The organism is Deinococcus sp., from assembly GCF_025362455.1.
In the GTDB taxonomy this organism is placed as follows: Bacteria; Deinococcota; Deinococci; order Deinococcales; family Deinococcaceae; genus Deinococcus.
On sequence record NZ_JANYGJ010000191.1, the window covers coordinates 1 to 10,617 of the forward strand.

Consider the following 10,617-nt stretch of genomic DNA (forward strand, 5'->3'; position numbering starts at 1 on the left):
CCCGAAAAGATGTTATCAGATTTGAGAACCGGTTAGTAGTGTCAGGTGTCAGCTCAGGGCAATCCGCGTTGTACCCAGCCCCCCACGTCCACCCTTCCGGCAGCCTTCGCGGCCCGCACGGCGCCGACGTTCTCCGCGTGAATGGTGCCGACCAGCACCCGCTCAGGCTGGGGCAAGGCCCGTGCCAGCAGCGTGCTCAGCGAGGGGCCGTAGCCCCGCCCCCGGAATTCTGGCGCCAGAATCAATTCCTGCACCACGTAGGCGTCCAGGCCCAGCGTGTCTCCGTCGTTCTCCAGGGTCGTGCCGACGTATCCAGCCCATTCTCCATTCACCAGCACATCGAACAGCGTTCCGGCGTCAATCAGTTCTTGCAAGTCCTCGCGCTGCTCAAGCTGCGCCTGCCCGGTGTGCGCCGGGTGCGCGGCGTCCACGCTAGCGTAGGCGGCCTGCGCGTCTGGGTAGCGGCTGAGGTCGTAGGTGGGGGAGAGGCTGAGTTCAGGCGGCGCCTTGCCGCTGGCGAGTTCGGATAACGGCGCGGCCAGGAAGCGCTTGTCGGGTCCGGTGCCAGTGAAATGTCCCTCCGGCTCGGCGCTCCACAGGCGCAGGTACAGCGGCTTGAAAGCGCCGTAGAGTTCGTAGGCGACCCGTTTCAGCGCGTCCAGATCGGCCTGAATAAGCGGGCGGCTGAGAATTGTGGCGTCCACGAAGGGTTTTGTCCGGTCCACCCGCCTGAAGCGGATGCTCAGCATGGCGTCCAGGTCAGGTAACACCCGCACCCAGTGGTTCAGAAATGCCCGTGCGTCCTGACCCACATCCAGAAACTCGGCGCGTTTGCTCGCCAGCTCCAGATCCGTCGCCAGCTCCAGATCGAAGGCGTGTGCTTCGGCCAGGCGGTTCAGCCGTTGGCTGTCCGGCTGCCAGATGCGGGTCAGTGGATGTTGCGCGGCGAGGGTGAAGCGGGCCAGCTCGGCGGCGGATGGCAGCTCAGGGTTCACCCTCCGAGTCTAGCCCGGCAACTTCCTCACGCTGCTCGGCGTACCTTGGGGCATGTCCTCGCCCGCCGTATCGAGCCAGCCAAATACCGACGCCGCTTTCACTGATGCTGCCCCGCCGCTGGTGCTCAGCAATGTCCAGAAAGCCTTCGGTGGCAAACCTGCCGTGCGCGACCTCAGTCTGGAAGTCCGTTCAGGCGAGTTCTACGCCCTGCTGGGCAGCAACGGCGCGGGCAAGACCACCACCCTGCGGATGATCGCCGGGCTGCTGGCCCCCGACGCGGGCGAGATCAACCTGTATGGCCGTAGCCTGAAACTCGATCCGCAGGAGGCCCGCCGCCCGCTGGCCTACCTGCCCGACGACCCGCTGCTCTACGGCAAGCTGCGCCCCGGCGAGTACCTGGAATTCGTGGCCGGACTGTGGGGCATTCCGGCGGCTCAGGCGGCCCCCGAAGCCGAGCGGCTGCTGCGCTGGCTGGGACTCTGGGACGTGCGCGGCCAGCTCACCGAGGGCTTCTCACGCGGCATGAAGCAAAAACTCGCGCTGGCCGGAGCCCTGATCCATCAGCCCCGAATCCTGCTGCTCGACGAACCCCTGACCGGCCTCGATGCGGCGGCGGCCCGGCTGGTCAAGGACGCCCTGCGCGACTTTGCCCACGGGGGCGGCGCGGTGGTCCTGACCACCCATATCATGGAGGTGGCCGAGAATCTGGCCAGCCGCATCGGGGTGATCCATCAGGGTGAACTGGTGGCCGAGGGCGACCTGGACGCCCTGCGCCGTCAGGCCGGGCTCGGTGAGCACGCCAGCCTGGAGGACGTGTTCCTGCATCTGGTCGGAGCTGACGCGGCCAACACCGATTTGGCCAGCACCGATCCGGTCACCCCCAATTCGGTCAATACGCCTTGAGAGCACCCGGCACGCTGGCCTGGCTGCTGAGTCAGCAACTGCGCGTGAGCTGGCGCAGCCTGAGCGCCCGCTGGCTGCTGTGGCTGCTGGGCGCCGTGCTGGTGCTGGACCTGGGGGCGAGCCTGTTTTACTTCCAGCCGCTACGGCAGGCTGGGCGGGCGCTGGCGGGCTTCGGCACCCTGAGCGGCTGGGGCCTGCTGATCGGCGCCGGAGCCACGCTGCTGATCTTCACGTTGCTGCTCTCCGCCGCCATCCGGGGCCTGCTGGAAACCCTCTTTGAGCGCGGCGACCTCGATCTGCTGCTGGGCTCGCCTCTGCCGCCCCGGCGAGTGCTGGCCTCGCGGCTGCTGGGGGTGATGGTCGGGAGTTTGCCGTTTTACCTCGTCGTGGCGCTGCTGATCACCATTCCCGGCCTTGTCGGCGGCGTCTGGCGGGTGCTGGGGCTGTGGCCCTGGCTGTTTGCGCTGGCGGCCCTCGCCACCGGCCTGGGCGCGGCGCTGACGCTGGGGCTGGTGCGGCTGCTGGGCGTGCGGCGGGCCAAAACGGTGGCGGGCGTGCTCGGCGCGGTGGTGGGGGCGGCGTTTTTTTTGCTGAGCCAGGTGGGGAATGTCATGGGTCAGAACAGCGCCCTGGCCCGCTGGGTCGCCGGGCTGAACCCATCCGATTTGCCCGTTCAGGATAGCCCGCTGTGGTGGCTGGTGCGGACCCTCTGGCTGGAAGGGCTGCCGACGCTGGGCACCGTGCTGCTGGCCGTGGGCGCCCTGGCGCTGGCGAGTGCCCGGCTCGCCCGCATCTACACGCGGGGCGCCCAGGTGGCGCTGACCCATGAGGGCGGCTCGCGTCCGGCCCACCTGAGTGCCGGGCCGCTGCGGTTCGCCTCCGGCAGCCGGGCGGTGCTGCTCAAGGAGTGGCGGCTGCTGGGCCGCGACCCACTGCTGCTCTCGCGCACGCTACTGTCGGTGATTTACCTTATTCCGATGGGGTTCGCCCTGCTGCGCCGCAGCGGCGACAACCTGATCTGGCAACTGGTGGGCCTCATCGGCATTCTGGCGCTGGGCAACCTGACCACCAGCCTGACCCAGATCACCGCCAACGCCGAGGAGGCCCCCGATTTGCTGCTCAGTAGCCCGGCGCGGCTGGGCCGCTTACGGTGGCTCAAACTCTTGGCCGCCGCGCTGCCGGTGCTGGTCGTCTGGGTGCTGGTCGCGGTGATTTCGCTAGGTCTGAGCTTCACGCCGACGCTGCTGCTCTCGTTGGGCCTGGGCCTGTGGAGCATCGTCGGCGGGGCGCTCATCGTGTTGTGGCGGCCTTTCCCGATCCGCCGCGCCGATCTGATGCAGCGCAAACAGAAGAGCGCCGACTGGCTGGCTGGCGTGCTGATCCTGCTGCTTGACGGTGCCCTGCTGGGCGCCCTGTTCTGGCTGCCGACGCGCGGGGTGATGCAGACTTTCGGCGCAGTGGCGCTGGGTGCGGCGTTGCTGATTCCGCTCGGTGTGGCGCTGGCGGCCCGGCGCTGAGGCGACTTTGCAACCCTTATCCCATTTCGTTGAGCTACACTGCTGACATGACGTCAGGACCATGCTGCTGAAGGCCAACGCCCTGGTCGCCCTGCGGGCCGTGCTGGCGCTGCTGTTTCCGTTTTTCTTCCGCCTGAACGACGCTCCGGCGCTGTGGTGGTCGCTGGGCCTGCTGGCCGTGATGGGCCTGACCGACGTGTTCGATGGCCGCGTGGCCCGCAAGACCGGCACCACCAGCCGCGTCGGCGAACTGCTCGACAGCATGGCCGACGGCCTGGCCCGCCTGACGGCCCTGATCGTCTTCGTCGCCAACGACCTGCTGCCGCTGTGGATGGTGCTTGTTCTGGTGTGGCGCGATCTCATTTCCTGGTCGCTACGTTTCATGGACCTGGGCATGGGCCAGGACGAGGTGCATAAACGCCTGTCGGGCAAAGTCAACGGCGCCGCGCAGAGCCTGCTGGTCGGCGGCGTGGTGGTCATCCTGCTCGCTGCCGCCCTGAGCCGCACCTGGCCGCTGATGAACCTGATCTGGTGGCTGGGGTTGGCCGCGTCTGGTACGGCGCTGTGGAGCACGGTCGATCTGCTGCGAACGCATTGGCTGACGATTCAGCGATTTTTAGGACTGGCGAAGGCGTAGAAGGCACCGAGCGAGGAGGCTGACTGGGCGCTCCCTCACCCCGTTGCTCCGCAACGCCCCTCTCCCACAGCGGGAGAGGGGTCAACATCGCCCTGCCCTGGTGGCCGGGAACCGAACAAATCCCATGTGGGTGGGCGCTCCGAACATCTCTTCGCCGTCCCCACTCCCTACTTCCGCCTCATCCGGTACGCCGCGAGCTGCCGGAACATCTCCAGCCTGGCCCACGCTCCGGCCCACAGCCCCAGTTTGTCCTCCTTCGTCCGGTGCCCCACGCCGCGCAGCACGACGATCTGCGGTCTGATTCCGGCTCGCCGAAGCTCGTCCTCGATCATCAGTTCCAGGGCGTAGCGCTCACTGCCCGCGTCCAGCCCAGCCAGCAGACCGCGTTCCAGGGCACGTTGACCGCTCCACTTTCGGGTCAGCCAGCTCGCCAGGGTGGTGTGCGCCTGCGCCGAGACGAACAGGCCGGTGGTCGCCCGCGCCGCGCCACTCAGGACCGGTGCGGCCAGTGAACGCAGATGCTGAGCGGTAATCCCTATCAGGTCGGCGTCGAGCAGCAGCACCACGTCGCCGGAAGTCGCCGCCACGCCCGCCATGACGGCGCCCGCCTTGCCCCGGTTGGGATTCAGGTCGAGCACCGCCGCGCCCGCCTGCCGCGCCACCTCCGCCGTTTCGTCCAGGCTACCGTCACTGACGACCAGCACTTCTTTCGGACGGGCGTCCAGCGCGGCCCTGACCGTCGCCGCGATGGTCTGGGCCTCGTTGTGGGCGGGAATGATGACGCTGACCGAGCCGAAGTCAGGCACCCGGCGCCAGTTTCACCGACACCGCTCCGGCCCGCTCCAGGGCGTGTGCTGCCGTAATCAGGCGCTCATCGCTCAGGGCGGGGGCGATCAGTTGCACGCCCACCGGCAGGGCCTGGCCGTCTACCGTCTCGAATCCGGCAGGCACGCTCAGCGCCGGAAGGCCCGCCAGGCTGACCGCCACGGTGTCCACGTCGGCGGCGTACATCGCCACCGGGTCGCTGATTTTTTCACCGCTGCGAAACGCCGGAAAGGGGCTGGTGGGCGTGACCAGAATGTCGAACTGTGTAAAGGCCCGGTTAAAATCGTCGGCGATCAGGCGCCGGACTTTCATGGCCTTGCTGTAATAGGCGTCGTAGTAGCCGCTGGAGAGCGCGTAGGTGCCGATCAGGATGCGCCGCTTGACCTCGGCCCCGAAGCCCTGGGCGCGGGCCTGAGCCATAGAGGTGTTCACGTCGGCGCCGTCCACGCGCAGGCCGTAGACCATCCCGTCGAAGCGGGCCAGGTTGCTGCTGGCTTCCGGCGTCGAGATCAGGTAATAGGTGGCGACGGCGTGCTGGAGGGTGGGCAGGCTGATCTCTGCAACGGTGGCGCCCAGACCGCGCAGGGCGTCCAGCATGAGGTTCAGCGCCGCCTCCACGCCCGGCGTATTGCCGGAGAGCGACTCGCGGATGACGCCCACGCGCAGGCCCGTGATGTCCTGACCGAGCTCGGCGACGAAGTTGGACGGGGCCTCCAGGCTGGTGGCGTCCTGTGGGTCGTGGCCGGTAATGGCGTCGAGAATCAGGGCCAAATCCGTCGCGGTGGTCGCCATCGGGCCGATCTGATCGAGGCTGCTGGCGTGCGAGACCAGGCCGTAGCGGCTGACCCGTCCATAGGTCGGCTTGAAGCCGTAGACCCCGGTGAAGCCCGCAGGCTGGCGCACCGAGCCCCCCGTATCCGAGCCCAGCGAGAAGGGCACCAGGCCGCTCGCCACCGCTGCCGCGCTGCCGCCGGAGGTGCCGCCGGGCACCCGCGAGGCGTCCCAGGGGTTGCGGCACCCCCCGAAGGCGCCGGTCTCGGTGCTCGACCCCATGGCGAATTCGTCCATGTTGGCCTTGCCGATAATCACGGCTCCGGCGCGTTGCAGACGGGTCAGGGCGGTGGCGGTATACGGGCTGACGTAGTGCTCCAGCATCCGGCTGCCGCAGGTGGTGGCGGTGCCGGTCAGGTTCATGTTGTCCTTGACGACGGTGGGCACCCCGGCCAGCGGCAGCCGTTCACCGGCCTGGACGCGGCGGGCGACCTCGGCGGCCTGTTGCTGCACCTGATCCAAGCTCAGTACCGAGATCAGCGAGCCGTGGGGGTCGGCCAGGGCACGCTCACGGGCGGCGGTGGCAATCGGCGAGGGGTCTTGCCCGCCCTGAACGGCGGCGGCGAGGTCGGCAACGGGGGAAACGGGCATATGAAGGCCATTGTACCGGCGGTGGGCAAGGAGCGGATCGCCAGCTCGCTAGACCAACCCTCCCTCACCCCACTCTTCTGGAATCACGCCCCATTGCCTCAGTGCTCGCCCCTGCGCGGGTTCGGTCTGTGCCAGGAGCCAGCTCAGCGGCGAATCCACCTTGCCTGAACGCCAGGCGAACAGGGTGGCCGAATAGCCAGTCTGCATGGCCTGAGCCGCGAAGGTTTTCTGGTCTGCTATGCCGCTCAGACGCTCGTATTCCCCGCCGATGTCGCGCAGCCTGACTTCGAGCCTGCGCTGGATGGCGGCCAGTTCAGCGGCGTAACCCGGAAAGTAGGCCGAGAATTCCTCGGTTTCGCCCCTGAGCACGATCTGCCCGGCCCGCTCCGGGGTCCACTGGTCCTTGACGTGGCTCAGGCGCACGTACTGCTCGCCCTTGACCTTGACGCGCCGAAACGCGGCGTCGCGCACGATGAAGCCTTCCTGCTCGGTGGCGCTCAGGGCGTTGGCGGCGGCCCGCAGGCCCTCACGGTCCAGGTCGTAGGTTCGTACTGCCTCGTAGCCCAGCCGCACGGCCCAGCGGGCGGCGTCTTCCTCCACCAGCGTTTCCAGATTGCGAACGGCGTGCAGCACCAGCCGGGAGCGGGTGTGATGGACCACGACCTCGTTGTGCGGCGTCATCAGCTCGAAACTGAGGCTGTAGCGCGGGCTGGTGCTGCCTGGCAGCGGCGGCAGCGCGTAACCCAGCGCCGCGAAGGTGTGCCAGAAGAGGTCGGCGAAGGTGGACACACCGGGCGGCAGGGTGCGGGCGCTCAGGCTGCCGCCCGCGTCGGGCAGACCGCTGCTCTGGACTTGCCAGGCTCCGGCATACGGATAGAGGACCAGCAGCGAGCCGTCGAGTTTTTCCTCGATGCGGGCGCTGCTCCAGTCCAGTTCGCCCTCCAGCGGTTCGCCCAGGTTGAAGAACTTGCGGTAACTCATGCTGACTACGCGCCAGTCATCGGCCTCGTCCAGAATCAAAGCGCGTGCGTCCTGTACGGCGGTCTCATGCATGGGCGAGAGCCGCTGCTCGTACTTGAAGCAGATCAGGTTCGGAAACTGTGGATGGCGCCGCGCCTTGATGAACAGGGGCGTCAGGGCGTCCAGGCCGTGCGTTCTGAGCAGTTGGACGAGGGCGAGGGGCTGAGTCGGGCTGTTGGGGGTCGGGCTGTTGGGAGTTGGGCTGGACATGAGCGGACCTCCGGGGTGCGCCCTGATGCTGACTGATCCCGGCGCCCGCGCCATCCGCACTCCGGCTTAGCCCGGATGGGCGCCTTCAGATCGCCTTTCTAATTCAGATCGGGCTAGATCGGGTAGTACGTCCGCACCTGGCCGTTCAAAAAGTCCCGCGTGGGAATCCAGATCAGCGGGTTGCGCTCCTCGACCTCGGGTGGCGGGCCGAACTTGACCAGGCTCATGACCTCAGCGAACGGCACCCAGTGCGTGCCGACGACTTCGGGGTCGGTGGGGGCCAGCTCGCCGGTAAAGTGCGCCGTGAAGCGTCCGAAGGTGGCGTAGCACTCGTTGCGGGTGCCGGTCAGCATCTCGCCTTCGAGCAGGCTGACGAATTGCAGGTCGGTGACGCTCAGGCCGGTCTCGACGCGCACCTGGCGGATGGCGGCGTTGGCCAGGCTCTCGCCCGCCTGGGCCTTGCCGCCGGGTAGGCCGTAGAAGATGCTGCCGTCGTCCATCCGCTCGGCGACCAGGAGAAGGTGGTTATCACGGACGAGGTAAACGTGGGCCGCACGCTTGATCGGCAGCGTGCGCGACAGGTGAGTCATGCCGCTCAGTGTAGCGTGGGCAGTCACACAGAGATCAAGCGGGCCGTGACCTCGGTGCCCAGGTGCAGCCGCGCCAGGCTGACCGGCAGCGAGAAGCGGCGAGGTCCGCACGAGCCGGGATTGAGGTGCAGCACGCCGCCTCCGTCCGTAGTGCGCGGCTGGTGGCTGTGCCCGCTGATGACGACGCGAACGCCGTGTGGCACAGCGTCCAGTGTCTTGAGATCGTGTAGCATAAAGATGAACACGCCGCCCAGTTCGACCAGCAACGCTTCGGGCAGCGTCAGCAACTCCGGCGCGGTGTCCACGTTGCCGCGAATGGCGTACACCGGGGCGAAGGCGGCCAGCCGGTTCAGAATCGCGGCGTCCCCCACGTCCCCGGCGTGCAGGATGGCGTCCACGCCCGCCAGGTGCGGCAAGACTTCGGGCCTCAGCAGACCGTGCGTGTCGGAGAGGACGGCGATGTTCATGCGTCCAGAAGCTCCCGCAGCCCCCGCTCGGCGCTCGCCCGGACCCGTTCATCGGGGTCGCGCCTTAACTGCTCCAGCCCACGCACGTCCTCCCACTGCCGCAGCGCGTAGCAGGCGGCCTCGCGGACTTCCCAGGCGGCGTCGGCGGCGGCCAATTCTAGTATCGGGCGCAGATCGGGACGTCTCAGATTCCCGGCCACCGTCACGGCGTTGCGGGCCATGCCCTTGCGGCGGGGCCGGGCGTGGGTGGCGTGCCCGTAGCGCCGCAGAAAGTCCCGCTCGGAGGTGCCGAAAAAACCCCTCAGATCAGGCCAGGCCAGCTCAGGGTCGGGCTTCAGGCTCCGGGCCAGCGCACCGGCCTTGACGCTCCAGGGGCACACCGCACAGCACACGTCGCAGCCGAGCAGCCAGTCGCCGATGCCGGGGCGCAGGGTCCAGTCCACCGGGCCTCTGTGCTCGATGGTCAGGTACGACACGCACCGCCGGGCGTCGATGGCCCGGTCAGCGTCGATGGCGCCGGTCGGGCAGGCTGAAATGCAGCGGGTGCAGCGCCCGCAACGGTCGGGGTGGGCCGGGCCGTCCGGTACGTCGGGTAGGTCGGTGAGCAGCGCGGCCAGCGTGACGAAGGCGCCCAGTTCGGTGCTGACCAGCATGCCGGATTTGGCGTGCCAGCCCAGGAACGCCCGTCCGGCCAGGTCGCGTTCCATCACCGGGCCGTGATCGACGAAGCCGCGTGCCCGGATGCCGAGCGAGGCGGCCTCCTTTACCAGTCTGCTCAGCAGCGGCAGGGTCTGGGCGTGGTAATCCGGCGTCCAGGCGTAGCGGGCCACCCGCCCGGCCCGCAGACCGCCCGACGGCACCGGCACCTCGGCGAAGGCGTGGCTGATGCCCAGCGCCAGCACCCGGCCCGCGCCGCTCAGCGAGCTGCCCAGGTCGGCGCGGCGCCAGGCGCCGGTTTCCAGGTAGCCCATGCCCGCCTGCCTGCCGCTGCCCAGCCACTCGCCGTAGCCCTGCCAGGCGGCGCGGGGCACGGTGGCGCTGGCCCAGCCCGCCACGTCGAAGCCCAGCTCCAGCGCCAGCTCGCGCAGGGTGTCCGGGGCCGAAACGGGAGCGGGCAGGGAAGCGGTCATGGGGCGTTCAGGCTGGGGCACGGCCAGGCTAGAGCACGGCGCCGTGGTGTGTTCAGCGTCTGTTTTTCAGCTTTCAGCTTCTGCCTTTGAGCTTTCAGCGTCTGCCTTTCAGCAGGTCGCGCATCACGTTCACGCACGCGCTCGCCTCGCCCTCCGAGTGGCTGCCGGTGATGGTCCGGAGCTTGCCGCCCTGCGCGAAGTAGAGCTGCACGATCTGGTAGCGGACCTCGGCCTGGGTGTAGGTGTAGGCCGCCAGCACGCCCCACTCGCCCGCCGGGGTCAGGCCGGAGTCGGTCGGGCCGACACCCTGGGTCGTGACGCTGGCCATGCCGCTCTGGGTCAGGGCCTTGCGCAGCTTGCCGCCCAGAGCCAGAGCCTGCTGCTCGCTGGTGAGCACCGAAAACGGCCTGCCGAAATTCTGTACCCGCAGCAGGCAGGCGCCGCTGCTGTCGCGCCAGGCGCCCGACCCGGCGGCTACCCAGCCCGCAGGCAGCGTCAGCGGGGCTGGAGTCTGGGCCAGGGCAGTGCCGCCCAGCAGGGCCGCGCAGGCGAGCAGACGGGCACTTGAGCTGAATCGAGAACGCATGCCTTCAGTTTACCGCCCCGTCGGTGAGAGCCTTCAGCCGCTGGATGAGCCTGGCCCGCACGCCGGACCATTCGCCGCGCAGGACGCTGAACATCACGCTGTTGCGGGCGTAACCGTCGGGGCGAAGCTGGTAAGTATGTCCTTGCTAACGTTTCGGGCTTCCGCAGAAAGCGCTCCATCCCTTCATTCCCGCCAAGACATACTTTCTTCCTCACTCGCTTCTTGGGCAGAATGGACTGTCGTCGTGAACGGACTGTCCTCGTGAACGGACGCCCATGAGGACGCCACTCGTCCCCATGAGGATGCCACTCCTC

11 protein-coding genes are annotated in these 10,617 nt (G+C 68.3%); 3 read left to right on the plus strand and 8 right to left on the minus strand.

Going from position 1 to position 10,617, the window contains the following annotated elements:
- Positions 1–53: 53 nt before the first annotated feature.
- Positions 54–995 (minus strand): GNAT family N-acetyltransferase, encoded by a 942-nt coding sequence (locus Q0R23_RS13940; RefSeq protein WP_293913935.1) that lies wholly within the window; start codon positions 993–995, stop codon positions 54–56.
- Positions 996–1,047: 52 nt separating this feature from the next.
- On the opposite strand from Q0R23_RS13940, the gene Q0R23_RS13945 reads away from it, so the two are divergent.
- The 3 genes from Q0R23_RS13945 (at position 1,048) to Q0R23_RS13955 (ending at position 4,053) form a co-directional block, all read left to right on the plus strand.
- Positions 1,048–1,899 (plus strand): ABC transporter ATP-binding protein, encoded by an 852-nt coding sequence (locus Q0R23_RS13945; protein ID WP_293913937.1) that lies wholly within the window; start codon positions 1,048–1,050, stop codon positions 1,897–1,899.
- Complete coding sequence (locus tag Q0R23_RS13950) at positions 1,896–3,416, plus strand: hypothetical protein (RefSeq protein ID WP_293913939.1); 1,521 nt, start codon at positions 1,896–1,898, stop codon at positions 3,414–3,416. Before Q0R23_RS13945 ends, Q0R23_RS13950 begins: the two co-directional genes overlap by 4 nt.
- A 61-nt stretch (positions 3,417–3,477) precedes the next feature.
- Entirely contained in the window at positions 3,478–4,053 is a 576-nt protein-coding gene (locus Q0R23_RS13955; RefSeq protein WP_293913941.1) for a CDP-alcohol phosphatidyltransferase family protein, read from the plus strand.
- A gap of 167 nt (positions 4,054–4,220) precedes the next feature.
- Here Q0R23_RS13955 and Q0R23_RS13960 read toward each other — a convergent pair whose 3' ends face one another.
- The 7 genes from Q0R23_RS13960 to Q0R23_RS13990 all read right to left on the minus strand — a co-directional run bounded on the left by Q0R23_RS13960 (position 4,221) and on the right by Q0R23_RS13990 (position 10,303).
- On the minus strand, positions 4,221–4,859 hold the full coding sequence (locus Q0R23_RS13960; RefSeq protein WP_293913942.1) for a glycosyltransferase: 639 nt from the start codon (positions 4,857–4,859) through the stop codon (positions 4,221–4,223).
- A complete protein-coding gene (gene gatA / locus Q0R23_RS13965; RefSeq protein ID WP_293913943.1) occupies positions 4,852–6,300 on the minus strand; it encodes an Asp-tRNA(Asn)/Glu-tRNA(Gln) amidotransferase subunit GatA in 1,449 nt (482 codons plus the stop codon). The genes Q0R23_RS13960 and gatA overlap by 8 nt, the downstream gene beginning before the upstream one ends.
- A 48-nt stretch (positions 6,301–6,348) precedes the next feature.
- Entirely contained in the window at positions 6,349–7,530 is a 1,182-nt protein-coding gene (locus tag Q0R23_RS13970) for an RNA ligase (protein ID WP_293913944.1), read from the minus strand.
- A 113-nt stretch (positions 7,531–7,643) separates the two neighbouring features.
- Positions 7,644–8,120, minus strand: coding sequence for an NUDIX domain-containing protein (locus tag Q0R23_RS13975; protein ID WP_293913946.1), 477 nt, complete (start codon positions 8,118–8,120; stop codon positions 7,644–7,646).
- A gap of 23 nt (positions 8,121–8,143) precedes the next feature.
- Positions 8,144–8,587 carry a metallophosphoesterase family protein gene (locus Q0R23_RS13980; RefSeq protein WP_293913948.1) on the minus strand — a complete coding sequence of 148 codons (444 nt, stop codon included), beginning with the start codon at positions 8,585–8,587 and terminating at the stop codon, positions 8,144–8,146.
- Positions 8,584–9,717 (minus strand): tRNA epoxyqueuosine(34) reductase QueG, encoded by a 1,134-nt coding sequence (gene queG / locus Q0R23_RS13985; protein WP_293913950.1) that lies wholly within the window; start codon positions 9,715–9,717, stop codon positions 8,584–8,586. Before queG ends, Q0R23_RS13980 begins: the two co-directional genes overlap by 4 nt.
- A gap of 94 nt (positions 9,718–9,811) precedes the next feature.
- Entirely contained in the window at positions 9,812–10,303 is a 492-nt protein-coding gene (locus Q0R23_RS13990; protein ID WP_293913952.1) for a hypothetical protein, read from the minus strand.
- Between the last annotated feature and the right edge of the window lie 314 nt (positions 10,304–10,617).

Coding starts and splice junctions, on each gene's coding strand:
- Q0R23_RS13980 (WP_293913948.1), bottom strand. CDS start 8,587: ATGAACATCGCCGTCCTCTCCGACACGCACGGTCTGCTGAGGCCCGAA.
- Q0R23_RS13975 (WP_293913946.1), bottom strand. CDS start 8,120: ATGACTCACCTGTCGCGCACGCTGCCGATCAAGCGTGCGGCCCACGTT.
- Q0R23_RS13945 (WP_293913937.1), top strand. CDS start 1,048: ATGTCCTCGCCCGCCGTATCGAGCCAGCCAAATACCGACGCCGCTTTC.
- Q0R23_RS13970 (WP_293913944.1), bottom strand. CDS start 7,530: ATGTCCAGCCCAACTCCCAACAGCCCGACCCCCAACAGCCCGACTCAG.
- gatA (WP_293913943.1), bottom strand. CDS start 6,300: ATGCCCGTTTCCCCCGTTGCCGACCTCGCCGCCGCCGTTCAGGGCGGG.
- queG (WP_293913950.1), bottom strand. CDS start 9,717: ATGACCGCTTCCCTGCCCGCTCCCGTTTCGGCCCCGGACACCCTGCGC.
- Q0R23_RS13955 (WP_293913941.1), top strand. CDS start 3,478: ATGCTGCTGAAGGCCAACGCCCTGGTCGCCCTGCGGGCCGTGCTGGCG.
- Q0R23_RS13990 (WP_293913952.1), bottom strand. CDS start 10,303: ATGCGTTCTCGATTCAGCTCAAGTGCCCGTCTGCTCGCCTGCGCGGCC.